Below are 24,556 nucleotides of genomic sequence, written 5' to 3' on the forward strand. Positions count from 1 at the left end.
GCCGCTGGCACTACAGATAAAACGCTAATTGTTAGCCATCAAAGGAATCATGGTATTGAACCAACAATTAAAAAAAGAATTGCTGTCAATGCAACAGGAAGATCAACGAGTCTTGCAGGAATTAGTTGATAGTGGTGAATTAGGTACTGTTGAGTACCACCCACGAATGAAAGCAACTCACGAAAAGAACAATGCACGCATTAAAGAAATTATCAGTGAATATGGATGGCCGGGTTTTAGTATGGTTGGCAAAGAAGGTTCTCAAGCTGCATGGTTAATAGTTCAGCATGCGGTGCTGGACACCGAATTCATGAATAAATGTTTGGCCTTATTAAAAGAAGCAACAATCCATGGCGAAGCAGAAGGATGGTGCCTGGCTTACCTTCAGGACAGGGTGCTTACTATGTCGGGCAAGTTGCAAATCTACGGTACCCAGCATGACATTGATGAAAAGGGAATTGCATATCCTCTGCCAATAGAAGATCCGGGAAAAGTTGAAGAACTGCGTAAGAAACTTGGCCTTGACTCCTTATCCGACGCAACGAGGCGCATTCAGGAAAGGCACAACACCATTGTGGGCAACCGTGAAAATAATGGCCAGGAGTCGTCGGACTTAAGAAATTGTAGCGAGAAAAAAAAATCATGAAAGCAAAGTCATTATCAGCTGCCTTCACGACAAACAAGGTAGAAGAAAGCAGGGATTTCTATGTCAAATATTTTAATGCAAAAGTAACTTTTGATTGCGGATGGTACGTGAATCTGGAATTTGGCAACAAAACTTCAACATTACAATTTATGTCTCCGCAGCAACCGGAGCATCAACTTAGCAGCGGCGCCGGACTCATATATAACTTCTCAGTTGAGAATGTGGATGAGGAATATGAAAAACTGACTAAAGAAGGGTTGGCGGTCATTGTTCCTCTCGAAGATCATCCCTGGGGAGACAGAGGCTTCGCCATACAAGATCCAAACGGGATTTCCTTGTACATCTATTCTGATAGGGAGCCCAGTGAAGAATTCAAACAATATTTCAAGTAAAAAATCTGCATTTGACCAGGATGAGGAGGCAACAACATGGGACAGCAATATTCTGAAATTTCAGACAAAATAAAACAATTTATTGAAGATCAAAAAATTTTCTTCGTGGCATCGGCAGCCACCGACGGCAGAGTAAATGTGTCTCCCAAAGGAATGGATTCCTTGCGGGTTTTTGATAAAAACCGGGTTCTATGGCTAAACGTAACAGGCAGCAGCAATGAGACCTCCACTCATATCCAGGAAAATCCCCGAATGACTCTGATGTTTGCCGCTTTTGAGGGAAATCCCATGATTCTGCGTCTTTACGGACAGGCAAAGGTAATCCATAAAAATGATGTGGAGTGGAAAGCATTATATGCCTTGCTCCACCCCATTCCCGGCGCAAGGCAAATATTCGACCTCACCATAGACCTTGTTCAGACTTCCTGCGGTATGGCGGTGCCGCTCTTTGATTACGTGGGAGAGCGGGAGCAGTTGACCAATTGGGCTGCCCAAAAGGGGGAAGAAGGAATAAAAGCCTATTGGCAGGAGAAAAACCAGCTAAGCATTGACGGCAAAGCAACGAATATAATGAGTAAAAATACCTGACCCAGCACCTCACCGACCCGTCAACGTGCAGCTTTTTCTTTGATGTTAGAGGTTCTCTTAATTTTATGTTTCCATTTGATCTAAAAGATATTCTCAATATCACAGTTGTTCTCTTCCTCGTCGGTTTACCGATTTGGCTGACACTGCTACTGAGAAAGATATTGCCTGACAACTATTGGTTGGGACTTTTACTCGGTCTTATCCTGGTTCCTTTTGGACATTTCTATCTTAAAGGGGGATTTATATACATGATATTTTTAACCGTATTTGCATTCCTTCTTTTATTATTTACTCAAAACGACGTTGTTTTAGGCATAACAATAAGCCTTGCTTCGCTCGCACTTATGCATTTACGATTCAAAGTAAATTTCATAAGCAAAATTGAGTTGAGCAGCTAATCGGGCAGATAATTCGATGACGACACAAATTAATACGCTAAACAAAATATTTAACAAGCTAATTCTGCCGCTTGAGGAAAAAATAGCCATGCATCCTGTTTGGGAGGGTAAACGAAGTGGTGATCCGCTTTGGCAAATTGGACACGCCGCCTTTGACACAATGCAAGCGCTGATTTTACCTTTTAATCCTCAATATGAATCATGTGAGAAATTCAAGGAACAATTTAGTGGTAAAAATGCTAATGCTCCCTGGTCCGGAAGCAAGCCGATATTCAAGGATGTGAGAGATCTATGGAGCAATATTTTACGAGACATACGAGCGGTTGAAAAATATAATCCCCATGATCTATTGCCTTCTCCAATCATCTTTGCGGCTTACACCGTTCATAACGTTGGTGAAGCTTTGGATTATTCTCTTTTTCATACTTCCTTTCATTTTGGGAGAGCATATGAAATTCTGGGTGACTCTTAAACCCGCATATATGAAGAAAAACTTGGTCATTCCGGTATTGTTAGCCCTCTTATTCGGTGGACAACCTGCGTTGGCAAAGACTATAAACTTGCCAACTATTCCTATTGAAGTTGCTGTCCATAAGGCAAAGAAATATGTGGTAGAACAGAAAATTGATGTGAGCAATGCCTTTATTGGAGTTGTTGAATATCACAACCTGTATAATAAATACGAACGCCCATATTGGAGAGTTCGTTGGGTACGAAAAATTGGCGTTAAAGGTGGTTGGTTCGAGTTGAGACTTTTTTCCGATGGTTCAGTTGAAGAAAGGCCTGGTAAGCAGGCATATGAAAAAAGTATTATTCCTATTAATTTTATTACAGTTACCTTTTTCTGTACTTGGCGCTGATTTTACAATACCTCATGAAAATGAAATTTTTACTATCGCCGTAAGACCACATGGAGCAAAGATTTTTTCATCAAAAACTCTTTTGAAAGATCTGCGAAAATATCGGATTGGCTCATATGAAGAAACCGGTTTAAGGCTCGCTGAGGATCGTTTATGGCAGAGTGGTGTTATAGTCTTAAAAGATAAAAGCGTTATATTTTGGGCAACCGATAGAAAAAGATTCTTGCGATTACATGCAAAAGATAAACAAGAAATTTATCTGATTAGAGATGACATAAGCAAATAATGCCTAATCGGGTAGCCAGGGGAAATAGTCCTCAGCCCCCAGTACTCATTGAATGAGTACTAGTGCTTTCCTCCATCACCAGCGCAGTCCCACGTTAAATGTTAAAGTTCTTCCATCACCATCGATTTTAACCACCTTGAAATCAAAGTCATCGGTCCAGATCTGTTTCCCCTCCAACCCGAGGTACCAGTAAGGAGTAAAATCATAGCTAAAACCTGCAACAACATGGTACCCAAATGCCGTGTCACTCTCTTCAATATCAATGGCAAAGTAATTATAATCATACTTGGCTTGATAATAGCCTATCCCTCCTCCACCATAAAATTCAAACCTCTTTTTAGGAAGAACTGCTTTCGCCGTCAGCACAGGTAATGCAAAAGCCGTGAAATAGACATTCAGATCTCCTTCTTCCCTGTCGGAACCAAAAATACCAATGCCGGCTTCAAGTGCAAAGTTTTCATTGAAGTAATGGCCAAAGAGAAGCTCCAGGTCTACCTTACTATCAAAACCAAGATCATCAAGGTCACCCGTCGGAGAATATTGGCCGATTTTCAAAGTCGCATAATTAGGCGCTTTTTCTTGCCCTAATGTTGACAGGGGGTTCCATATGACCAGCGCCGTACATATGATAAAAACAGATAAGATTTTTTGATTCATGACAATCCCTCCTTTTTTACAGATTTGCTCTACATATAAAATAATAATCCACTCTTTAACTAAAAACAAGGAATGGCGCTATCTTGTCTTCTGTCATTTTTATGCGAGAAAGCATTTACAAACCAAGGATATTTACGGTATAACGAAGCAAAAGGGGGAGAGGATACAAAGGGATAGCAAGAAAATAACTATTGCCGCCGTTGTCTCTACATTTCCTGTTTCACCAAAACCCGGCAACTAATTTAAGGAGATTCAAATGCCGTTGATAACAATAAAAACAATGAAGGGCAGTTCAAAAGAAGCCATTGAAAAAACCATGAAAGAGATCAATGAAGTCGTGGCAAAAAACCTTGGCTATGATCCTGCCCATGTCTGGGTTTTTGTAGAGGAAGTCGAGCATGATCACTTTCTCGCTGCCGGTAAAACATGGGAAGAGTTAAAGCCGCTGCTATACAAAGAAAAAAAGGGGTAGCTCATGGAAAATATTGAATTTACAAAAGAAGAAAAAGAAGTAATTACCGGGAAAATCCAGCTTTATTTCGATGAAGAGCTCCATCAGGAAATTGGCCGCTTTGATGCCCGGTTTCTCCTGGAATTCTTTACGAAAGAAGTGGGCCCTTACTTTTATAACAGAGGCCTTTATGACGCTCAGGCCATCGTGGAACGCAAGATGGAGGATGTGTCTGAAGCGATTTATGAACTGGAGAAAATAACGGAATTTCGTCGATGAGCAATACCGTTATCCTATTGATACTGGTAACCCTTCCGGGGACAAAACCTTTTCATCATGCTTTTACAAGTCAAAAAACATATTGGCAGAATATACTCCCCACTTATGCCGGCCGGTCTCCGCTTCCCCATGAATACAAACTATAGTAAAAATCCCCCCATGAAAATATCAGTTGCTTCAAAAAACCCAATTCATATGGCGCCTGGATGTTAGAAATAGAGTGGGTACTGTCTTTTTTATTGCTCGGTTCTTTTGTCGGATTTATGGCGGGACTTTTGGGCATTGGCGGCGGCGCAATCATGGTACCGGTACTGACGTCCATATTCCTGCTTCAGGGCGTGGCTGCTGAAAATGTCGTGCATTTGGCTTTAGGCACATCGATGGCTTCTATCATCGTTACCTCAATTTCAAGCTTGCGCGCTCATAACGCAAAGGGGGCAGTCCTATGGAAAGTTGTCAGAAGAATGGCTGCCGGTATTGTGACAGGCTCTTTTCTCGCTACTTTTCTGGCTTCTTACTTAAACTCCGTCTATCTTGCAATCTTCTTTGCCCTGTTTATGGCTTATGTATCTATTCAAATGTTTATTAATAAACAACCAAAGCCGGGCAGGGAGCCGGCGGGACCGGCCGGATTATTTGCAGCCGGTTCGGGAATTGGAGCAATATCGGCATTGGTATCCATTGGAGGCGGCTCTTTAACCGTTCCCTATCTTACCTGGCAAAATGTCGATGTTAAAAAAGCAATCGGCACATCGGCAGCAATCGGTTTACCTATCTCAATTACAGCGACTCTGGGCTATCTGATCAATGGCTGGGCGAGTTCTGCTCCACAGAGTCTCACTTTTGGCTTCATATATTTGCCGGCTGCATTACTGATTTCAACAGCAAGCTTTTTTATAGCGCCTTATGGCGCCGGCTTGGCCCATAAGTTACCGGTACCCCTTTTGAAAAAAGTATTTTCTATACTGTTGATCATTCTGAGTATTAAAATGCTGTTTTTAGTCACATAAAGAGGAGACTATGAGGTGAGTAATGCTTACTATTGCGGCGCTTGTCCCTGGATTTGAATAATATAACCATCAGGACTTTTATCCTCTTCGAACTGAATACAATCATTCATAATTCGTATCCATCGCTCAACTATGGTGGATCAAATTTAGTTTTCAATGCGGAAAGGAGGGATTTTTTGCAAGGTCAAGGAAATCAAGGCTTTGCACGGAGACATACTGCTGTACATGGCACAAGCAAATCTTAAGATTGGCGCAGAGATTGCGAAAAGCACCCTTTCCGTATGAAAACTAATTCACCTTCCCGAAGCACGGGATAGCATGGGCTGCTATCAGCCTCAAGCCCTTTAAAATGCGGTTTTACCTGCCCATGCGAATGAACTGCCATTCCAGTTTTAACATTTATTTCTTTAAAAGCCTGTTTTAAAGCTTTTTTGACCTTTTCCTGCAATAGTAAATCAATGAAGCCAAAGCAAACAGTATTGGCAAGATGAGGGCAAAGAACTCTGCAACAGCGCGCATAGGTGACGCCGGTCTTGTTTTAGCAAGATAATCGATAATTACAGCGCGCTCACCTCTTTTAAAGATTGCCCCGTTAAAGATCTGCATTCTAAACACGACAAGCGTCCAGCCGATCCTTGAATGGGTCTTGTCGTTATAGTTAAATTCGGGATGACATTTTGTACAGCGGATTTTAATCAGTTGGCCGGCCGGCATATTCCGCTCTTCCTCTTGAGCGTTTGCTTCGTATAAGAAAGGAAGCATGAAGAGAAGGATGAAAAAAGAGACCGATCCCCTTTTCAATTATCGGATATCCCATCCCATTTTTCTTTGTCTCTGAGCGCAATCAGTGCAGAGCTTTTCCTCAATAGTCCTTGTCCCGGAACCACACTCGACACACCTGCCGACCTCAAGTGAGACAAGAGACTCTTTGCCCGAGAGATGGGCAAGCTGTTCGGCGGTCACAGGGATCCTCCTGATGGCCTCTTTGTTACAAACCATTTCACATATTTTGCAATCAATACACCTTCCGGCCTCAAAAAGGATAGCAACCTCATTCCTTTTTTCCTTATCAGAAAGTGAGAGGGCGCCTGTGGGGCAGAAAGTTGCACAGTGCCAAAGACCGCCACAGCCATCACATAAAGGGCTGATTTCTTTTCCATGAAAGGGCAGAGCTCCCTCTGCAGCAGCGTCGACTGCTGCGTCTCCCAGACTTTCGATAAGCTCTAAAAGGTGTTTCCTCTTAATTGTTGTCGTCCCTCGCTGCCATTTCTCCACATCTTCCACCTCCGCAATATTCGATATAAACCCTGAAACTCCAGATCCAAGGGAGGTAAAGAGCCCTCGTCTGGTATATCCCTTTGGGGCCTCATTTTTTAGCTGCTTATGGGGAACGATGAAAGCTCTCTCCTTCCGTCCGAAGAGTGACATAACATTGTTTGCCCCTTCCAGCTTTTGGAGAGCGATCTCCCCACCCGGTTTTTTCTCACAACCGTCACAGGCCCCTGAAATGAGTTCAAGGTCTCCTCCTCTTTGCGCCATAAGCCCTATAAGCAGTCTATCGTCCAACATCCCAAGGCATGGTACTTCCATGCTGCCGCCTTTTACGATAGAGCAGTGAATGGTCAGCTTTTTCTCCTTTTTGGGGGAAACCTTTTTTATGAGATTTTTTGAAACTGCCGGCTTTATGCTCAACGCATCGGCAGGACAAACACTTGCACAGATACCACAGCCGTCACAAAGATCCATATTGATATTCAGGGGCCGCAGTTCTATCGCATTTTGGGGACAGGAATCGAGACAGGGATGTTTCTTGTAATCCTTGAATAAGGAGTGGAGGCATGCTTCGGGATGAATATCTAATGCATTATCTGTTGAGGGCATCGAGTGCTCCGTCACAGAACAGACATCTCATAAGAACTTACCCCGGCATTCTTTACGCTAAGCGACTCTCTTTCCGAATCAAGAAACTCCCGGGCAAGCAGAGACATTCCCCTGTAAAAGGGACTTTCCGTGCTGATCTCTACCGTATTCAGGAAATTCCTATACCACCGGCCCAGGTGGGCATTTATAAATTCTACCTGTCGCGTTCTTACACTTTCGGCAATCTCTTCTTCATTGCTCTCACGCGCTTTCGTCTCTTTTTTGCAAAGATGGGCCATGAACTCCAACTCTACTGCAAAGTGGTCGGGAAAGAAATTATTCTCCAGAGGGAGGTCAAACCCTTCCGACTTGTAAAATGCGAGACTCTTTGATGCCGCCTCTCCGCAAAGCTGTCCCTCTTTGGACAGTTGTACCGATTCATAGGGAGAGAGCTCTTTGCCCGTAGATATTAAGAAAAGGGCAGCATATTCCACAGCAAGCTCATCGAGTATGTCGTCATTTTTTTTGTTTGTGAAATCATCACAAAAGCTGAAGCCGCTGTCCCTGAAGGCTTCTGCACTTTCTTCATCTTTCAATAGATGGAGAAATGGTTTATCAACCTCTCTGATAAAGACCCTTGACAGCAGTGAATACATATTGCTCCTCACCTTCAACGCTTCTATACCTCCTGCATTTTCCAAAAGATTACCTCCTCTAATCATTTGCAGCCCTTTATCTCGGGTTCTTCTATTGGCGATTTTAATTCGGGGGTTACCACATTCCCCTTGCTGTCATACTGAAAATGGGGTTTGCCTTCACACTTCCCCTCTAACACCCTGCCTGTATTGTACCATGAGGCAATTCCTCCGATCAGGTTGTAGACCTCTTTAAAGCCCTTTTGATCAAGAAAATTGCAAGCACCACCGCTCCTGTGGGCAGTCTTGCAGTAGACGATAATTTTCGTGTCTTTTTCAATTTCATGAACCCGGTTTTCAATCTCTGCTGAAGGGATGTTTATGCTTCCCGGGATATGGCAGTCTTTGTACTCATAAGGCTGCCTTACATCAATAAAAAGGACGGCATTCTCTTTCATTAATTTTTCCGTGTTAAAGACATAAATATCCCTGCACTCAGCATAGACCGGACTGTATGCCGGCATGAGAAAGAAAAGAAGAGGCAAAGCCGCCTTAGCGGCTCTGCCTGTAATATGACGTAAAATAATCATAATCATCTAATGAGCGGAGACTGCCCCATGCTCACCCCTTCCTTCGGACCTGCGCCTGAAGTTTTTACCGATATATGAGTAGGTCAGGGTCTCTTCATAGGCCTTTCTCGCCGCATCCTTGTCTACCTTTATATCCTTATATTTATCTCCCGGCTTCGCCTTCTCAACGCTTACAACCGTATCAAACCATCCCTGTGAACCGCCTATAGGGTCAGTCGATACAGGCACAATATCATTGAGGTGTACGCCGTTGTCTTTCCAGAAGACCTGTTTATAATCGGGATCATCGGACTGAGACCACTGAGGTTTTTGCTTCAGCTTCATAGAGGCGAGCCTCCCGTACTCCTTATGGCCGAAGGAGTGTGAGATGGCTACAACCTTCGGATTGATACCTTCCGTCACATAGGCCTTTGTAACCATATAACCTATTTTTGAAGTTACCCTGACAAGGTCGCCCGTCTTTATCCCCTTCTTTGCCGCCGTCGCTCCATTGATCCAGACGGGATTGTTATGAACTATCTCTGCCAGCCACTTCTGGTTGGCCGTCCTCGATTGAACATGAACATTCCATTTGAAGGTTATGAGAATAAGGTCATCGTCCTTCATATTTTCGTGGGCCGGAATAGGCTCATAGTGCGGCAATGGATGGAAGCCGTATTTGGCCCAAAGATGAGAGTAAATATTAAGCTTTTTACTTTCATTCCAGAAACCGCCCTCTTCATGGAGTCCGTACTCAGGCTCGGCATCGACGGGCTTTGGCGACCATACGCCGTGCTTCTTGAGGTAATCCCAGCCTCCCGCCTCTTTCATGCCCGGCACGCTTTCAGCCATATATTTGAGATAATCCTCCGTCGATCCGTATTCAAAATACTTTTTCATCCCCCTTGCACCTGTGGGGTCGACATACTTCGTCATTAGTTCAAGCACAATGTCCCTGTAGCTTTTGCATTCACCGAGGGGTTTTACAACAGGCTGCCTTATTCCCACCCAGGGGGTTTCGATTGAGGAGGGCATATTTTCAATGTCGAAGCGCTCCAGGTATGTTGTCTCCGGCAGGATAAGATCGGACAGGGCCGTCGCCTCGCTCATAAAGGTATCGAGAGACACATGGAAAGGAATCAGGTTTTCATCCATGTAAAGGTCCGTCCAGGTATCGGAGTCGGGATGAGCGTAATTGCCGTCATGGTAATGCCTCATGTATACGGAGACCTTCTGCCTCCCCTCCTTTATCATATGCGCCACATGGTGACTTACCTTGTGATGCGCCAGAGGATAGTCGTGCGGGTGAGCCAGCTCGCTCCCCTCCTTCGGTTTAGGAGGCTGAGGTTCGGGGTGCTTGTAACCGTATCCTCTCGGAAGACAGAACCCTCCCTTTTGCTCTATATTGCCGACAATAATGTTGAGAAGCGTGGTGCATCTTTCGTTGTAGCTCCCGTTCATATGCTTGACGTTTCCCCGGTAGGTGTAGGTAGTGCATCTCGGAGCCGCCAGCGCGAACTCCTTAGCAATCCTTTCTATATCCCCTGCGGGGACGCCGCTTAGCTTTTCCGCCCACTCAGGGGTGAACTGCTTGAGATATTTTGCAAGCTTGTCTGCGGGGTAGTTGGCCCATTTGTTTATAAACGCTTCATTATGCAGATCGTTTTGCATGATAACGTTGCACATTGCCAGTGCCACAGCGCCATCGGTACCGGGGAAGATTGCGAACCATTCATCGGCTTTACCGGCCGTATTACTCATGCGGGGATCGAAGTATACCATTTTTGCGTGGTTATCAACCCTTCCTTCCACTATCCTCTGGACGTAGGGATTGTGAAAATAGGACGCTTCATAGATGTTTCCGCCGAAGTTAAGGATATATTTTGTGTTGGCAAAGTCCGGTGTTTCAATATCCGGCCCCCATGTCGCCTCCAGACCGGCCTTTTTGCTCGACTCGCATATTGAAGTGTGGTTAAGCACGGTATCCGAACCCAAAGCATGCATGAAGCGATCTTCAAAACCGAACCAGCGGTTCCTCCCTATCTGGATAGATATTTCGTTGGGACTCCCCTGTCCTTTGTCAGCCCGGTCAAGCACCTCCGTTATACGTTGGGCAAGCTCTTTGTAGGCTTCATCCCAGCTGATTCTTTTCCATTTTCCTTCACCACGCTTACCGACCCGCTTCATGGGATAAAGGATCCTGTCCGGATCATACTGTCCGTTTATACCGGCATTCCCCTTGGCACAGAGTTTTCCCCTGTTGCCGGGATGTTTCGGATTGCCCTCAAGCTTTACAATCCTGCCTTCTTCGATATAGGCAATACCTCCATCCTCTATATTGCACTGAAGGCAGGTATAAGGAACGGCCTTTCTCATCTTTTTAGTAATATGAGAGGTGTCTTTCCCCCCCATATCGAGCTCCATCGCTTTTAGAACACCCGGGCCGACGGCAGCTGCCGCAGCGCCTGCGGCGCTTATCTTTACAAATTTTCTTCTCGTTAAGTCCATATTCATACCCTCCTCTTCGGGGCTAGAAAGTTAACAGAAAAAGCCTTATGTCAATGGTGGTGTCTGGCCGGCGATCAAGACGACGTAACGAAGAACCATACCGCCCACAAGAACCATGACGGAAGCCAAAAGGGCCGTTCCTGTTCCGTGACCGGAACTCCCCTTTGAAGCTTTGATATGAGCCAACTCCATAACCAGCGGAACGATAAGTCCGACAAGAACAAATCCAATCCAGAACATCATACTGAAGGGGCCGCTCGTAAGAAGCTGAATTGACTCCCTGTTGGCTGGAGAACCGTTAATCATTGCCAAGAGCCATATTCCGACAAGCGATATTTCTATCGCTATCAGAATGGAGTCAGCCCAGCCCAGACGATTAATTCCATGGTTGTCTCTGGCCGATGACATGGACATAAAGAGCATTACCGCAGCCACACCCGTTGATATGGCCGAAACGGTGAAGAGGACAGGTATCATCTGGCTGAACATGCCCCGTGAGCCGTAGGCAAGGGAAAGAAGCACTCCCGTATAGACGACGGTTGCAAAAGCGAGTACGAGACCGACAATTTCTATGGGCTTTTTGAGGCCTGCCAAAGGCTCTGCTGCCGAGAGGCTCCCCGCTTCAGCCAAATGTATGAGCGCATAAATAACGGCAACAACACTGAAGAGCATTAGTATCCATGCACCCCAGCTCATTGCTGAAACACCATGAACATTCCAGAAAAGACTAAGCGCCCTGTAGGGCCTGTCCAGGTCAAATATTAATAATGCCGTACCCAATATTACAGGTAGTGGCGCTACATAAGCCCCCACCCGACTGATAGTGTTATACTTTTCACGATTAATATAAACAGCGACAACACCGGCTATAAAGGCGCCGGCCCCCAATCCACCCAGGAACAGATAGACTGCAACCATCCAGTTAAAGGGGACAGTGTGAAAACCTGAGTAGAAGTGCGGAACATTATAAACAACTACGGATTCCATAGTTACCTCCTTGATTTGCTATTATTCATTTAACACAAGTCTCCCGGTCTACTCCCGCCATACTGGTCACGCCGCCCTTCAGGCTTTCAACATATTCATCGAGACCGATGTAGTAAACATGGGGGTCATTTCCCGATGCAGGATTGAGCACCTTTACGGGATGTTTTGAAATATATTCGGATATCTCGCTCTTCGGGTCGTTTACATCACCGAATATCCGCGCTTCACCGATGCAGGTCTGAACACAGGCGGGAACAATGCCCTCATCCACCCTGTGAACACAGAAGCTGCATTTATCGGCCGTTCCCGTCACGGGATTTATGAATCTCGCCTCATAGGGACAAGCAAGCATGCAGTATTTACAGCCAATACACTTGCTGCCCTCTATCTGAACAGTGCCATCATCCCGCTTATACGTGGCGCTCGTAGGACAGACCCTTTCGCAGCCGGCATGTTCACAGTGATTGCATAGTCTCGGCAAAAACTGCCTTACAACATTGGGATATTTCCCTTTATCGGTATACTTGACCCAGGACCGGTATCTGCCGACGGGAACCTCATACTCCGCCTTACAGGCCACGGAACAGGCATGGCAACCGATACAGCGTCTCAGATCAATAAGCATGGCGAAACGGACATTGCTGCCGGCCCCTTTCTTTCCGCCCGTATAGTGATTATCATCTCTTTTCATTTATTTATCCTCCCTTTTTAAAAATCAGAAGATACTGATACTAGTACTCTAGCTGCAGCCTGGCGAAAATAAGGAGCCAATCCTGATCTTTCGGATAATTATAGGCTTTGTTATTATCAGACAACATGGCGTAATCGGCGCCTGCCTCTATATTGAGGTTTTCGGCAAAACCATATTTCCCTTGCAGGTAGACGTCGTTTCCAATCTCTTCATCTTCAGCGCCTGCCGCTTCGGCATGCCTGTAGTGGCCGACGGCAGCATAAAGGCCAAACTTTTCCGTCACCTGGAAGCCGGCCTTTGCCTGCACGGTTACCATACCGCGGCTTGCCGTTGTGCCGTTGTCGCCATAAACAGACCCGTCCAGCCTGAGCGGATTGTCGACACCCGTATCGGTCGGTCCCTGAATATTCAGCTTTCCTGTATATCCCCAGTAGCCATGCCCATCATAGAGCTGTTGCGGGGTGACAAAATCATCGGTATCCCCGGCCCCGGTCCCGTCGTCACCTGTGGCATAGAGCGCCATAATGCCGAACATTTTGGTCGTCGCTTCCAGTTTTGCCGCATAACCTGAATTGTCAATGGTTGTGGCGTCATTTGAACCGCTGTTGTAGATTACAAAAGCGTTGACATTGACAGGGCCAAATTGCTGAGATCCTCTGATACCGAGATAATCCTGTGTAACCTCTGTAGCCCTGTCCTCAAACCGGTACAAAGAAGCGCCAAAGGGCCCTCCGTCAACGTCAAGGAGGTAGATGGCCTGATCATCAGCCCGGACCTCATCATTCTCGTTCAGTTCGCCGGCAGCTGCCCTGATATCTATGGGGCCTGCCTTTCCCAGCCATGCAACGGCAACAGGATTGAAGTCCCAGTCACCGCTGAACAGGGTATCACCGAACTTGTCGGACAAAGGCACAAGACCTGCGTTTATCCTTCCGCCAGTTTCAGGAACTGCGAAGTCGAGTACGGCATGTCTTAGAGCAACGGCCGGGCCGCCACTCTGCTCATTTTGAGCATTAAACTTATTACCCGTAATATGCCCGATGTTTAACTGCAGATGCATCTTGACGTCATCAGGCAATGTGGCATCCCAGGTCGGCCTCCAGCGGAGCCTTGCAGCCGTCTGATTGGCCCCTGTATCATCCCGGTCCAACGAGTAGTAGTTGATCCTGAACTGCCCGTGAAACTCACTTTCAGCGGCATAGCTTATTCCTGCTCCACTCATTAGAATCACCAGAGCTGATAACAATAAAAACCTCCATTCCTTTTTCCCCATTTTCACCATAGCCTTACCTCCTTATTCTTTCCTTAAATTTTTGGCAGAAAGGTGCATCACCCTCTTTCTATGAAGCTTAATACATACTTTATGAATGTCAAGATTCCCGGTTTTTTACCACAGATCCAACAAACATTAGAAAGGGGAGATATCTATGCCCTGCCATTGCTGTCCCCATACAGCAACAAGAATGCCAGCTTGAAAAAATAGCAATAAGTGCTTGTTTTTATAAAATATTGTTCTTTAATAATTGTTTATAAGGAGGAAAATTGCAGGTCGGCAGTGTGCCGAATTGGAACGGAAGATGCTCCAGAATGGAACAACAATTTATTCTTTTACGATATTGTAAGCTCTCATCTTTCTCCAGAGAGTGTTTCTCCCGATTCCAAGCTCTTCGGCCACCTTTGTACGGTTCCATGCGTGTTTTTCAAGGGATTCTAATATATGTGATCTTTCCCTGCTCTTAAAGGAGGCGCTGCTTTCAAGGTCTGGTTTTAGTTCTGTTATTTTGATGATATAAGGAGGGAGGTCCTCGGGAGAAAGGTAATCTCCCTTTGAAATGACCAGCATATTCTCTACAGCATTCCCAAACTCCCTGACATTTCCAGGCCAATCATAGGCTGTAAGAAGGTCAATCAACTCCTTGCTGACCGACGGAATGGTTCTCCCCATTTTTTCACTGTAAATTTCCAGAAAATAGTCAAGCAGCGGCAGGATATCTTCCCGTCTCTCCCGCAGAGGGGGAACGGGGATGTTTACCGTATTGAGCCTGTAGAAAAGATCTTTCCTGAACAAGCCTTGATTGACAAGTTCCTGAAGTTCCTGGTTAGATGCCGAAATTACCCTCACATCTATCTTGCGTGTTTTACTGCTGCCCACACTGCGCACTTCTCTTTCCTGCAACACCCTTAGCAGGTTGGCCTGAATAGGAAGCGGCATATCTCCGACCTCATCAAGAAATATGGTTCCACCGTTGGCCTCTTCAAAAAGACCGCATTTATTTGCAGTGGCGCCTGTAAAGGCTCCCTTTACATGACCAAAGAGTTCGCTTTCAAGGAGGGATTCCGGAAGACCGGCACAATTAAGGGCCACAAAACTCCCCTTACTCCTTTGACTGTTGTTGTGTATCGCTTTTGCAACCAACTCTTTTCCGACACCACTCTCCCCGCTAATAAGAACTGTTGCCTCTGCTTCACAAACCCTCTCAATGAGATCGAGAACCTTACGCATACCCTGGCTCTTACAAATGATACTGTCGGGAGAGTAGCGGTTTGTTACCGCTTTTCCCGCATGCTTCACCTCCGAAATGAAAGATCGTCTTTCAAGCGCCCTTTCTACTACATGGAGCAGTTCGTTTGTTTCAAAAGTTTTGGTTATAAAATCAAATGCCCCGATTTTAACAGCCTTCACGGCAGTTTCTATACTTCCGTAAGCAGTGACTACGATAACCTCTATAGGGGGGATAGAGGCCCTTGCCGCCTTGACTACCTCCATCCCGCCGATTTTACCCATCTTCAAATCGGTAATGACAAGGTCATAAGGCTCACCCTTTAGTCTCTCTATTGCCTCCCTGCCATCTTTTGCCTCAAAAACTTCATGGCCGGCATTTTTCAGCAAGATCGATAACGTTACCCTTATGGACTCGTTGTCATCTACGATAAGTATGGAAGCCATCTCTCCCTCTCAATCATTTTCTTTGACTGTCTGGAGTACCAAAGCTCTATTACATTGCAGGAAACTCCAGTGAAAACCTGGTCCCTATCCCCGGTTTGCTCTTTACAGCGATTTTTCCACCATGAGCCTCGACTATCTTTTTGGAAACCGCAAGTCCCAGGCCTGAGCCCTTTTCCTTTGTCGTGAAAAAAGGTTCAAAAATCCTTGCAGCCTCTTCCTTCTCCATGCCGCTGCCCGTATCGGTTATGCTGACGACGCCCTTTCCATCAACTGATGTTGATGAAACTTTAAGGTTCCCACTGCCATCCATGGCCTGACAGGAATTTATTAATATATTCCAGAATACCTGTCTTATCTGGTCAGGGTCCAACTTCATCTTCTTCATATCTTCTGCCAGGTCCATCTCCAACTTTATGTTCCCCCTTAGCCGGTTATCCCGCACAATCAACTCAAGAGTTTCCCTTAGTATCTCATTGATGTTAACTTCAGACAACCTCGGGGATTCCGGCCTGGCAAAAACGAGAAAGGAGGAAAGCAACTTGTTTAGCCTGTCTGCCTCCTTCCTGACGACACCTTTTAAAGTGGAAAGATCTTCAGCTTCGACATTTTTTGACCCCACTATATTCATAGCCGTCACGATGGCACTCAAAGGGTTCCGAATTTCATGGGCCAGCCCGGCGGCAAATTCTCCCAGAGAGGAGAGACGCTCACTCTTTATCAACGCTCCTTCCTTCTCCTTCAAGCTTACGGCCATTAAATTAAAGGTATCTGCAAGCATGCCGATTTCATCCTTCTCCTTTAAAACCAGCAGATTGTTTTCTATGGGCAATCCTTCTCTCAGGGCATTCATATTCTCTGAAAGTTTCATGAGCGGTTTCGTCATTCTTTTCGCAATTAGCTGCCCTGCTAAAAAACAGGTGAATGCCAGGATAGAGGCTATGAAAAACACGGCAATTCTCTGCCTGGCCAGGGCCTCCTGTACATACCGTTTCGTTATCCCTACATGTACGGTCCCAATCCTTTTACCATCGAGAATTATTGGAGAAGATACGTCAAGAAGAGGCTTTCCATATTCATCCTTCGCCTCGACTATCTCAATACTGCCGAAGCGATCAATTTTATTTGAAACGGGAACCCTGTCGAATTTGCTGCCGATCCTGTTATGGCCGGGATCAGAGTGACCGAGGAGGACACCTGTTTTGTCCATTACCATTGCATATACGATTAAATTTCTTTCCAGGGTCTTCATATTTGACATTATTTTAGTCAGTTCATAGATATCCCATAACTGCTCCCTCATAACCGGTTCGACAGAAAGTCTTGAAAGAATGTTGACGGCTGCCACCCCTCTTTCCTTCAGCTCATCTTCCATCGCTCCTTCGCCAATCTTTATCACAAACAGGCTTATCATAAAAGCAACGATGCAGACTACGGTAAAAAGCGTCAGTGAAAATTTTGCGCCCAAGCTCCACCGGTAGAAGAAAAGAGGTGACATTCGCTATTTACCCTCCCGGGAAAACATGGCCAGACCTTTGACCCTCTGCCCCATTATCCTTATTGGATTATAGAAATCATCTGTGACGGCAATAAATCCATCAAGACCTATCTCTGCCAGAATAAGGCTTCCAACAGGGTCCTTACTCATGGACATAAGAACTTCCCTTACCTTCGCTTTAATATTTTTCTCCAGGCTTTTCCTTGCTACAACAGGAGGAAAAGGAAACAACTCAGACTCTTTAACAACGATGGTTTTTGATACAAGTTCAGGGGCTATCTCCCTGGCATGTTCCCATATATAACTGTCTACACTCGCTCCACTCACAATCCTCATGGCCACAGCCTCGATGGAATTATAGTGCGTTCTGGTATAAATGATTTTTTTAAAAAACCTGTCAGGGCTTTCTCCCTTTTGAGCTAACCAAAATAGAGGAACAAGATAACCTGAATTTGAGAGAGGATCAGTAAAGGCATACCTCTTTCCCCTGAGGTCAAAAAAATCCTTATCTTCGCTTGTGGAAGGAACAATGACATAAGAACGATAGAAAGGCTTTCCATTTAAGGTAGGTGATACAACAAGTTCCAAATCAAATTTATCCTTCCCCTCTACATAGGCATAACCACAGATAAAGGCTATGTCTATTTCCGAGCGGCCTAACATTTGGATTATATCCCCGTAGCCCCTGCGATAAACCGTCTCTACGGGAACATTTAACCGGTCCCCTATATATTTTCCGATCCGATGATTTATATTTATGTTTTGCTCGATAAGAACTGCGGTGATGCCTATGCGGAGGGGCTTGGTTTCAGAGAAGGACTGTATGGAAAACAGCGGGAACAAAATGACGGTCAGAAGTAAGACTTTGATTATCTTCATGACTAACATGACCAAAGGGTGGATTAAAGAACCGGCGAAAAAAAACGCCATCCGTCTTCATATATTAATGGAAAACAACCTCTTTTTCAACCCCCTAACCCCTTGCCTCTTCCCTTTTGTGGAGTAAGGCCCTAATCTGATGTTCATTCTCCGCCATAAATAGTCTGGATATCATGCATGCCTCCACAGTTCCGATTTTAAAGGCGCTACGCCTCAGGTTCCGGAATAATGCCAAGCGCCTATAAAACCCTGAACCAGCGCTTCCTGAGCCAGAGGCTAACATCCACAAGGAGAATAAGCGCCGGCACCTCAATGAGTGGTCCCACAACGGCGACAAAGGCCGCACCTGAATTGATGCCGAATACGGCAATGGCGACGGCAATGGCCAACTCAAAGTTGTTCCCCGAGGCCGTGAAAGAGAGTGAGGCGCTCTTGGGATAATCTGCGCCCAGCTTCCATGAAAGCCAGAGGGTCGTAAAAAACATCACCCCAAAATAGATGATAAGCGGAATGGCGATGCGTACCACATCAAAAGGAATCTGAACGATAAGGTTTCCCTTGAGGCTGAACATGACGACAATGGTGAAGAGAAGGGCTGTCATAGTCAGGGGACTGATGAGTGGCAGGAATCGCTCTTCATACCATGCCTTCCCTTTCATCCTCATTAGTCCAAAACGGCTTGTAATACCGGCGGCAAAGGGAATACCAAGGTATATGAGGACACTTTTAGCGATCTCGGCTATTGAAATATGGACAACCACTCCTTCGAGGCCCAGAAGTGGAGGGAGCATAGTAATAAAAAACCAGGCATAGACGCTGTAAAAGAACACCTGAAAGATGCTGTTGAAAGCGACGAGCCCGGCACAGTATTCTCTGTCCCCATCTGCCAGGTCATTCCAGACAATAACCATGGCGATGCAGCGGGCAAGACCTATCATTATGAGGCCTACCATATATTCGGGATAGTCTCTGAGAAAAAGAATGGCCAGAATGAACATCAGTGTTGGTCCGACTATCCAGTTCTGAACCAGGGAGAGTCCGAGTATCTTATAGTTCTTAAATACATCTCCCAGATTCTCATATTTTACTTTGGCCAGTGGTGGATACATCATGAGAATTAAACCGGCAGCAATTGGAATATTGGTTGTTCCCACCTGGAAGGAATGAATAAAGGTATCTGCCGCCGGAACTAAATATCCAATAGCGACACCTGCCGCCATTGCCATAAAAATCCATAGGGTAAGAAACCTGTCAATGAATGATAATTTTTTGCTTACACTCTTCATAATTCGCTGCCTGAACCCTTCCCTGTTATATTTTTATGATTCGACAAATAACGAACTGTAAAGGGCAAAAAAAATTATGCCCCGCAAATAGTGTCCCGGTCAACTGAGCACACTTTTTCAACATCCTCCAGAACCCTTTCATCACCAGGCAGCCAACTGGCAAGCAGTGGCATTAATTGCCCTGCATAAGTGTCCGTTCTTGATTGATTTAAGCGATAATTAACCCATTTCCCCGCTTTTTCATCCATAATAAATCCCGCATCCCTTAATATTGACAAATGTTTTGAAACGGTAGAAGTAGCCAGCTCCAGCACATTTGTTATTTCACAAACGCATAAGGGACGAACCTCCAGCATCTTTAAAATACGGATTCGGTTTACATCAGAAAGGGCTTTAAAAACCTTACTTAAATCTCTCATAGGCAATCACATCATTTCGATACTTATCGAAATATAGCTTTTATGCTGACTTCTGTCAAGTTTCCTTTTCAAATATATATGATTCCGTTGCTTTCGAATTGAAACGCAATACTTAAGAAATATTTTTAAAATCATACGATAAACCCGCAACCTGAAACGATTCCTTCCCCCTTCGTGACCCCTGGTGCCCTTCGTGGATAAATATTTTCTCTGCGTTCTTGGCGCCTTTGCGCGAAACTTATCTTTTTCGTTATTTCCGGTGCTTTGACCTGGTTGAAAATTATTTACAAAAAATGTTGCTTCTTGTATAAAGGTATTAAAAAAAGCTTGGGGGAATATCTAAATGGGGAGAAAAGATGTTGAAGAAAAAGGTATAAGGCCCGAACCGGCGACGGTTTCGGGCTTTTTTTGTTTTTAATGGGAAGTGTCCCTATTAGAATTAATAAAACAAAAAAAGGGGGGAAACCATGAATATCCTAATCGCTGAAGACAACATGCTTCTTCAAAAGTCATTTGGCATGTTAATGAAATACTGGGGTTTTGATTTTGATGTGGCTGGTAATGGGCAGGAGGCCGTTGAGCGGGCCGTGGCGAATGAAGGTAAATATGACCTTTGCCTTATGGACATCGATATGCCTATAATGGATGGCTGTGAAGCGGCGCAGACCATTCGCAGGGAGGTTGAGTATTTTCCCATTATGGCCTTATCCGGTAATGCCTATATTGAAAAGATATGCGCCGACGCCGGGATGGATGATTACATAGCAAAACCCTGTGAACCGGAAAGGCTTTTAGGTAAGATAAATGAACTGACCATTAAGTTATTGAAATTGGATTACAAGAAGGGTTACTTTGATTTTAAAAAGGAGATGCCGATGAATCAAGCGGAGTTGAAGGAATTACGGGAACTTAAAAACAAAGGATTAACGAAATTAAAGTTAGTAGGAACTGATTATACCTTTGTTGTTCATAAAAATATCCAAAATAAAATTTCACATGACCTGATTGCTGAAGGCAAGGAACTAACGGAATTTATTGACCGTTCCGAAAATGAGCCGGGCAAGTGCCATCTCTACAAAGTAAACCTGCATGTTACAAAAGATTTATTTATCCCTGAAGAACTGGAAGAAGCCCTTAAACAGGAAGATCAAATTGCCCTTAGATTTGATAAGCCCTCCGATATTAAGAAAAAGAAATAAATAAGCTATGACCTACCGGCGCTTAAAAAAGCGCCGGTAGAAATCCTTAACCCTCCAAACCCTACCCTCTGGGGCATAAACCCTTGACGAGAAGTTCTTTCCATTTTCCGGCGCCATGAGAAAATATAACCCTGAAATTCACAACCGACGTTCCATTCGTTTGCAGGGTTATGATTATTCCACCACGGGAGCCTATTTTGTTACCATTTGCACCCAAAACCGTGAATGCCTGTTCGGTGAAATACCGGTACACCACGTTGGGGCACCCCCCCGTGGTTGCCCTGAAATAATTTTGAATGGTGCAGGACAAATGATTAAAACCGTATGGGATGAAATCCCGGAATATTACCCCGGTATTGATACCGATGAATTCGTTGTTATGCCAAACCACATCCACGGGATAATAACCGTAGGGGCAGGCCCCCGTGCCTGCCCTGTTGAAAATGGGCGGAATAATAAAAATGGTTATCACGATAATATTGGGCACCCACGGGGGGGTGCCCCTACGACGGGGGAACGGCACGAACAATCACGGGGGGATGGTCATGCGGTATTGTCATTGCCTGATGTGGTTCATCGGTTTAAAACATTGACAACAAAATGGTATATTGATGGGGTTAAACAAAATGGCTGGCCGCCATTTCCGGGGAAATTGTGGCAGCGCAATTATTGGGAACATATCATTCGTAATGAAAAGGAATGGAACCGGATTCGGGAATATATAAGGAATAACCCGGCTCAATGGGCAGCTGACAAATTATATCCCGGTGGCGGGCCGATATTGAAAGAATCCCCCGCCTCATATGGAAAGGAAGCGTGGATGGTCTGACACATGCCGCCCCTGTTTTTTTGATGCATAAAGAACATATTCAATTGACACTATACACATAAAATGGTAAATCAAAAAAATGAAGACAAACCCATCGAACACCTGGTTAACGGAAAAAGGAAAGCAGCAGGTTGATTATTACACCGCATCTAAAGATGTTATTCTCGTTGAACGAAAGAGGACAAGCAAACTTCTATTTGATTTGTTCCGTTATCACTTCGACACAACAAGGCCACAAAAAATATTAGATTTGGGCTGCGGAGATGGGGAAATGGCTTTGCAGTTTTCAGATAAATTTCCCAACAATCAATTCTATTTAATGGATGGTTCCCATGATATGCTGTCAAAGGCCCAAGACAGCCTGAAGGGCGACAACATACATTTCATAAAAAAGACCTTTGAAGAATACCTGTCTAATGAACCTGTGTCTTCAAAATACAACTTCATCTATTCATCGAATGCAATCCATCACCTGGATTTTTCCGGCAAATCTCAATTATTTGCCAGGGTATTTAGTGAGTTGGCACAAAATGGTATGTTTATTATTATCGATTTAGTCCGGCCACCATCGGAGCAATGTGAAAAATGGCAGTTCAGGATGTGGGTTGACTGGATAAATCAAACCCTTGCAGAGAGCGGACGCGAAGACGAAGCAGGCAAGCACGATGGCTTACCCGGTATATACAAAGCAAAAGCGGAGAATCAACCTGACGGGCTTTTTGAACAACTGGAGGTTTTACGAAAATGCGGATTTCGGGATGTAGACTGTTTCTACAAGTATGGTGTCTTTACCCTGTTCGGAGGCATAAAATAGAACCTGAAAATATTAATAACCCGGCCGGGAGGCTGCAAGGAACTTAACTATGGCCACTTTCCTTTTTGCGACACAACCTTCAATGGGGCACCTGAACCCCATGTTGAGTATTGCCAATCAAATGAGATCAGCGGGACATGAAATTGAGTTTATATTTTCCGGCCCCAAAAAGATCGGGAAAATCATCAGAGATAATGACTATCCTGCCTTCAATATGCGGCCCCATCCTTCTGCCTTGCTGTTTCTCTTTCTGCCTTTGCTTGCAGGCTATCTGGAAACTTTCATCGCTTTAAAAATTTTTTTCAGCGGCCTTGGTCACTATGCCAATGGCATAAACAGGAAATTAAGAGAAACAGGAGCGGACGCGCTCGTATCTGACTTTGCTTTCCCCGGCGCGGGCCTGGCGGCGGAAGCGGTGAACATTCCCTATGTCATTATTTATCATGCGGGCCTGGGCTTTAAAGGACCGGGGATCCCCCCTTTTGGCAGCGGCTTGCCTATCGGGAAAAAGTGGGGACGAAAAGGAAAGGTCTATCAATATTTCTCTGACCTTCTCGAAAATAGTTTGGCCGCCTCAGTCAGCCGTGCCCGCAAACGGCTCAGCTTGCCTGCAAAGGAAAGGGCAACTTTTCACTATCTTTCATCACCCTGGCTCAATCTGGTTCTCACCGCTGAGGCCGGCGAAGCCCCACGCTACGAACTGCCGGAAACGACCTTTTTTACAGGCCCCTGCTTTGACGGACGGCAAAGCCAGCGATCAAGGGATTTCCCCTTTGAAAAGCTCTCCTCCGACAAAAAGAAGATCTACCTTTCTCTGGGAACATTTTTTAATAAAAAACCGGGGGTCTTCAGAAAAATTATCAGCGCCTTTGCTGACAGTCCCTATCAGCTTATTGTTAGCGCCGGAGGCGCCTTTAAAAAACTAAGTTCTCAGCCTCTCCCTGCCGAGGTCCTTCTTTTTGACCGTGTGCCACAGCTTGAAGTGCTGTCTCAAGTGGACGCCGTTATCAGTCATGGCGGCAATAATACCGTTAACGAGACCCTGTCAAAGGGCAAACCCTTATTGGTGATGCCTGTAGGGGGTGAACAGGGAGACAATGCAAGCCGTGTAGAATATCTTGGCGCCGGTTTAAGGGCAGATATCAAAAAATCGACGCCCCGGGAAATCTGCGAAAAGGTAAAACGCTTAATTGAAGAAGAGACTTTTAATAAACGCGCCAAAGAAGTGGCCAATAGTTTGGCAATGACTGAGGGGCCTGTAACTGCGGCCCGCTTTATTGAACATGTGGCTGAAAAGAGGCGCCCCCTGGTCCGGCCGGCCGGGTATCCTCTTACCGTCACCCGTGAAAATGCGCTGCCATGGGAGCCCGGCATCGATTAAGTGCCGGTTTATTCTTTACGCAGCAGGGCATATGCCCCGGGCCTTTAATCTTTATGTGGAGACAATAAAAATGGCGAATAAAAACACGAAACAAGGGAAACCATGGTTTGCAATAACCTGGTTTCTCCTTTGGGGCCTCTTTCAATCCTATGCGGTCTTTTCCGTCCTGACGGAAAGCTGGAAACGCCCTGAAGCCTTTCCTGAAGAGGCGTATAATTCTCTTATTTACCCCGATATGCTCTTCATTCCCCTCTACATAGCAACATCGGTTCTATTATTTCGTAATCATCAACTGGGAAAAACCTTCGCTTTAATTGCCGGTGGCGCAATTATATACGTAATGGTTTACTTGCTGGCCCTGTCCGGATTAAAAGGCGCTGAAAATCTTGTTTTTGACAGTTTATTTTTATTAATCAATTTAATTGCCCTCTTGCAAATTATTAAAGCGGACCCTGTGCAAAAAGAAATAGAAATCATATAAAAGAATAGG

General features: G+C 45.1%; 28 protein-coding genes. 14 read left to right on the top strand and 14 right to left on the bottom strand.

The window, feature by feature from the left end:
* The first annotated feature begins 55 nt into the window (after window positions 1-55).
* From OEV42_14805 to OEV42_14830, 6 genes are all read left to right on the top strand, one after another.
* Window positions 56-646: a hypothetical protein gene (locus tag OEV42_14805; GenBank protein MDH3975545.1), complete on the top strand. Its 591-nt coding sequence runs from the start codon at window positions 56-58 to the stop codon at window positions 644-646.
* Window positions 643-1,038 carry a VOC family protein gene (locus OEV42_14810; GenBank protein ID MDH3975546.1) on the top strand — a complete coding sequence of 132 codons (396 nt, stop codon included), beginning with the start codon at window positions 643-645 and terminating at the stop codon, window positions 1,036-1,038. Before OEV42_14805 ends, OEV42_14810 begins: the two co-directional genes overlap by 4 nt.
* 36 nt (window positions 1,039-1,074) lie before the next feature.
* The gene (locus OEV42_14815; protein MDH3975547.1) at window positions 1,075-1,626 is read left to right on the top strand and encodes a pyridoxamine 5'-phosphate oxidase family protein; all 552 of its coding nucleotides are present in this window, start codon (window positions 1,075-1,077) and stop codon (window positions 1,624-1,626) included.
* 414 nt (window positions 1,627-2,040) lie between these two features.
* Complete coding sequence (locus OEV42_14820; GenBank protein MDH3975548.1) at window positions 2,041-2,496, top strand: hypothetical protein; 456 nt, start codon at window positions 2,041-2,043, stop codon at window positions 2,494-2,496.
* Window positions 2,474-2,884 (top strand): hypothetical protein, encoded by a 411-nt coding sequence (locus OEV42_14825; protein MDH3975549.1) that lies wholly within the window; start codon window positions 2,474-2,476, stop codon window positions 2,882-2,884. Before OEV42_14820 ends, OEV42_14825 begins: the two co-directional genes overlap by 23 nt.
* A complete protein-coding gene (locus tag OEV42_14830; GenBank protein ID MDH3975550.1) occupies window positions 2,823-3,170 on the top strand; it encodes a hypothetical protein in 348 nt (115 codons plus the stop codon). Before OEV42_14825 ends, OEV42_14830 begins: the two co-directional genes overlap by 62 nt.
* Window positions 3,171-3,245: 75 nt before the next feature.
* On the opposite strand, the gene OEV42_14835 is transcribed toward OEV42_14830, so the two are convergent.
* Complete coding sequence (locus OEV42_14835) at window positions 3,246-3,827, bottom strand: porin family protein (protein ID MDH3975551.1); 582 nt, start codon at window positions 3,825-3,827, stop codon at window positions 3,246-3,248.
* Between the two features lie 256 nt (window positions 3,828-4,083).
* Here OEV42_14835 and OEV42_14840 point away from each other — a divergent pair, with 256 nt between their 5' ends.
* From OEV42_14840 to OEV42_14850, 3 genes are all read left to right on the top strand, one after another.
* Complete coding sequence (locus tag OEV42_14840) at window positions 4,084-4,299, top strand: tautomerase family protein (protein ID MDH3975552.1); 216 nt, start codon at window positions 4,084-4,086, stop codon at window positions 4,297-4,299.
* A 3-nt stretch (window positions 4,300-4,302) separates the two neighbouring features.
* Entirely contained in the window at window positions 4,303-4,557 is a 255-nt protein-coding gene (locus tag OEV42_14845) for a DUF2164 domain-containing protein (protein MDH3975553.1), read from the top strand.
* Window positions 4,558-4,763: 206 nt separating this feature from the next.
* A complete protein-coding gene (locus OEV42_14850; GenBank protein ID MDH3975554.1) occupies window positions 4,764-5,567 on the top strand; it encodes a sulfite exporter TauE/SafE family protein in 804 nt (267 codons plus the stop codon).
* A 420-nt stretch (window positions 5,568-5,987) separates the two neighbouring features.
* Here OEV42_14850 and OEV42_14855 read toward each other — a convergent pair whose 3' ends face one another.
* From OEV42_14855 to OEV42_14915, 13 genes are all read right to left on the bottom strand, one after another.
* Window positions 5,988-6,368 carry a hypothetical protein gene (locus OEV42_14855; GenBank protein MDH3975555.1) on the bottom strand — a complete coding sequence of 127 codons (381 nt, stop codon included), beginning with the start codon at window positions 6,366-6,368 and terminating at the stop codon, window positions 5,988-5,990.
* On the bottom strand, window positions 6,369-7,448 hold the full coding sequence (locus tag OEV42_14860) for a 4Fe-4S binding protein (protein ID MDH3975556.1): 1,080 nt from the start codon (window positions 7,446-7,448) through the stop codon (window positions 6,369-6,371). It lies immediately after the preceding gene.
* Between the two features lie 11 nt (window positions 7,449-7,459).
* A complete protein-coding gene (locus OEV42_14865; protein MDH3975557.1) occupies window positions 7,460-8,128 on the bottom strand; it encodes a molecular chaperone TorD family protein in 669 nt (222 codons plus the stop codon).
* 17 nt (window positions 8,129-8,145) lie between these two features.
* On the bottom strand, window positions 8,146-8,658 hold the full coding sequence (locus OEV42_14870; GenBank protein MDH3975558.1) for a rhodanese-like domain-containing protein: 513 nt from the start codon (window positions 8,656-8,658) through the stop codon (window positions 8,146-8,148).
* Window positions 8,659-11,139 carry a molybdopterin-dependent oxidoreductase gene (locus OEV42_14875; GenBank protein ID MDH3975559.1) on the bottom strand — a complete coding sequence of 827 codons (2,481 nt, stop codon included), beginning with the start codon at window positions 11,137-11,139 and terminating at the stop codon, window positions 8,659-8,661.
* 45 nt (window positions 11,140-11,184) lie between these two features.
* Window positions 11,185-12,126, bottom strand: a complete 942-nt coding sequence (nrfD, locus tag OEV42_14880; GenBank protein MDH3975560.1) for a polysulfide reductase NrfD — start codon at window positions 12,124-12,126, stop codon at window positions 11,185-11,187.
* 25 nt (window positions 12,127-12,151) lie between these two features.
* Window positions 12,152-12,817: a 4Fe-4S dicluster domain-containing protein gene (locus OEV42_14885; protein MDH3975561.1), complete on the bottom strand. Its 666-nt coding sequence runs from the start codon at window positions 12,815-12,817 to the stop codon at window positions 12,152-12,154.
* Window positions 12,818-12,857: 40 nt separating this feature from the next.
* A complete protein-coding gene (locus tag OEV42_14890) occupies window positions 12,858-14,099 on the bottom strand; it encodes a hypothetical protein (protein MDH3975562.1) in 1,242 nt (413 codons plus the stop codon).
* 318 nt (window positions 14,100-14,417) lie between these two features.
* A complete protein-coding gene (locus OEV42_14895) occupies window positions 14,418-15,764 on the bottom strand; it encodes a sigma-54 dependent transcriptional regulator (protein ID MDH3975563.1) in 1,347 nt (448 codons plus the stop codon).
* Between the two features lie 49 nt (window positions 15,765-15,813).
* Complete coding sequence (locus OEV42_14900) at window positions 15,814-17,259, bottom strand: ATP-binding protein (protein MDH3975564.1); 1,446 nt, start codon at window positions 17,257-17,259, stop codon at window positions 15,814-15,816.
* 3 nt (window positions 17,260-17,262) lie between these two features.
* Window positions 17,263-18,138, bottom strand: coding sequence for a phosphate/phosphite/phosphonate ABC transporter substrate-binding protein (gene phnD / locus OEV42_14905; protein ID MDH3975565.1), 876 nt, complete (start codon window positions 18,136-18,138; stop codon window positions 17,263-17,265).
* A 239-nt stretch (window positions 18,139-18,377) separates the two neighbouring features.
* On the bottom strand, window positions 18,378-19,424 hold the full coding sequence (gene arsB / locus OEV42_14910; protein MDH3975566.1) for an ACR3 family arsenite efflux transporter: 1,047 nt from the start codon (window positions 19,422-19,424) through the stop codon (window positions 18,378-18,380).
* A gap of 74 nt (window positions 19,425-19,498) precedes the next feature.
* Window positions 19,499-19,843, bottom strand: coding sequence for a metalloregulator ArsR/SmtB family transcription factor (locus tag OEV42_14915; GenBank protein ID MDH3975567.1), 345 nt, complete (start codon window positions 19,841-19,843; stop codon window positions 19,499-19,501).
* A gap of 467 nt (window positions 19,844-20,310) precedes the next feature.
* Between OEV42_14915 and OEV42_14920 the strand changes: the two genes are divergently transcribed.
* From OEV42_14920 to OEV42_14940, 5 genes are all read left to right on the top strand, one after another.
* Complete coding sequence (locus OEV42_14920) at window positions 20,311-21,042, top strand: response regulator (protein MDH3975568.1); 732 nt, start codon at window positions 20,311-20,313, stop codon at window positions 21,040-21,042.
* Window positions 21,043-21,157: 115 nt separating this feature from the next.
* Window positions 21,158-21,871 carry a transposase gene (locus tag OEV42_14925; GenBank protein MDH3975569.1) on the top strand — a complete coding sequence of 238 codons (714 nt, stop codon included), beginning with the start codon at window positions 21,158-21,160 and terminating at the stop codon, window positions 21,869-21,871.
* A gap of 79 nt (window positions 21,872-21,950) precedes the next feature.
* Window positions 21,951-22,685, top strand: a complete 735-nt coding sequence (locus OEV42_14930; GenBank protein MDH3975570.1) for a class I SAM-dependent methyltransferase — start codon at window positions 21,951-21,953, stop codon at window positions 22,683-22,685.
* A gap of 49 nt (window positions 22,686-22,734) precedes the next feature.
* Complete coding sequence (locus OEV42_14935) at window positions 22,735-24,066, top strand: hypothetical protein (GenBank protein ID MDH3975571.1); 1,332 nt, start codon at window positions 22,735-22,737, stop codon at window positions 24,064-24,066.
* A gap of 70 nt (window positions 24,067-24,136) precedes the next feature.
* Window positions 24,137-24,547 (top strand): hypothetical protein, encoded by a 411-nt coding sequence (locus OEV42_14940; protein ID MDH3975572.1) that lies wholly within the window; start codon window positions 24,137-24,139, stop codon window positions 24,545-24,547.
* Window positions 24,548-24,556: the final 9 nt, after the last annotated feature.

Source organism: Deltaproteobacteria bacterium, assembly GCA_029860075.1.
In the GTDB taxonomy this organism is placed as follows: Bacteria; Desulfobacterota; JADFVX01; order JADFVX01; family JADFVX01; genus JAOUBX01.

Bases quoted from the DNA above. Each gene is read 5' to 3' on its own strand.
- OEV42_14840 (MDH3975552.1), top strand. From the start codon at position 4,084: ATGCCGTTGATAACAATAAAAACAATGAAGGGCAGTTCAAAAGAAGCC.
- OEV42_14915 (MDH3975567.1), bottom strand. From the start codon at position 19,843: ATGAGAGATTTAAGTAAGGTTTTTAAAGCCCTTTCTGATGTAAACCGA.
- OEV42_14900 (MDH3975564.1), bottom strand. From the start codon at position 17,259: ATGTCACCTCTTTTCTTCTACCGGTGGAGCTTGGGCGCAAAATTTTCA.
- OEV42_14885 (MDH3975561.1), bottom strand. From the start codon at position 12,817: ATGAAAAGAGATGATAATCACTATACGGGCGGAAAGAAAGGGGCCGGC.
- OEV42_14870 (MDH3975558.1), bottom strand. From the start codon at position 8,658: ATGATTATGATTATTTTACGTCATATTACAGGCAGAGCCGCTAAGGCG.
- OEV42_14845 (MDH3975553.1), top strand. From the start codon at position 4,303: ATGGAAAATATTGAATTTACAAAAGAAGAAAAAGAAGTAATTACCGGG.
- OEV42_14925 (MDH3975569.1), top strand. From the start codon at position 21,158: ATGAGAAAATATAACCCTGAAATTCACAACCGACGTTCCATTCGTTTG.
- arsB (MDH3975566.1), bottom strand. From the start codon at position 19,424: ATGAAGAGTGTAAGCAAAAAATTATCATTCATTGACAGGTTTCTTACC.
- OEV42_14940 (MDH3975572.1), top strand. From the start codon at position 24,137: ATGGCGAATAAAAACACGAAACAAGGGAAACCATGGTTTGCAATAACC.
- OEV42_14850 (MDH3975554.1), top strand. From the start codon at position 4,764: ATGTTAGAAATAGAGTGGGTACTGTCTTTTTTATTGCTCGGTTCTTTT.
- OEV42_14830 (MDH3975550.1), top strand. From the start codon at position 2,823: ATGAAAAAAGTATTATTCCTATTAATTTTATTACAGTTACCTTTTTCT.
- nrfD (MDH3975560.1), bottom strand. From the start codon at position 12,126: ATGGAATCCGTAGTTGTTTATAATGTTCCGCACTTCTACTCAGGTTTT.
- OEV42_14820 (MDH3975548.1), top strand. From the start codon at position 2,041: ATGACGACACAAATTAATACGCTAAACAAAATATTTAACAAGCTAATT.
- phnD (MDH3975565.1), bottom strand. From the start codon at position 18,138: ATGAAGATAATCAAAGTCTTACTTCTGACCGTCATTTTGTTCCCGCTG.
- OEV42_14935 (MDH3975571.1), top strand. From the start codon at position 22,735: ATGGCCACTTTCCTTTTTGCGACACAACCTTCAATGGGGCACCTGAAC.
- OEV42_14860 (MDH3975556.1), bottom strand. From the start codon at position 7,448: ATGCCCTCAACAGATAATGCATTAGATATTCATCCCGAAGCATGCCTC.
- OEV42_14920 (MDH3975568.1), top strand. From the start codon at position 20,311: ATGAATATCCTAATCGCTGAAGACAACATGCTTCTTCAAAAGTCATTT.
- OEV42_14810 (MDH3975546.1), top strand. From the start codon at position 643: ATGAAAGCAAAGTCATTATCAGCTGCCTTCACGACAAACAAGGTAGAA.
- OEV42_14825 (MDH3975549.1), top strand. From the start codon at position 2,474: ATGAAATTCTGGGTGACTCTTAAACCCGCATATATGAAGAAAAACTTG.
- OEV42_14835 (MDH3975551.1), bottom strand. From the start codon at position 3,827: ATGAATCAAAAAATCTTATCTGTTTTTATCATATGTACGGCGCTGGTC.
- OEV42_14815 (MDH3975547.1), top strand. From the start codon at position 1,075: ATGGGACAGCAATATTCTGAAATTTCAGACAAAATAAAACAATTTATT.
- OEV42_14875 (MDH3975559.1), bottom strand. From the start codon at position 11,139: ATGGACTTAACGAGAAGAAAATTTGTAAAGATAAGCGCCGCAGGCGCT.
- OEV42_14895 (MDH3975563.1), bottom strand. From the start codon at position 15,764: ATGGCTTCCATACTTATCGTAGATGACAACGAGTCCATAAGGGTAACG.
- OEV42_14930 (MDH3975570.1), top strand. From the start codon at position 21,951: ATGAAGACAAACCCATCGAACACCTGGTTAACGGAAAAAGGAAAGCAG.
- OEV42_14890 (MDH3975562.1), bottom strand. From the start codon at position 14,099: ATGGTGAAAATGGGGAAAAAGGAATGGAGGTTTTTATTGTTATCAGCT.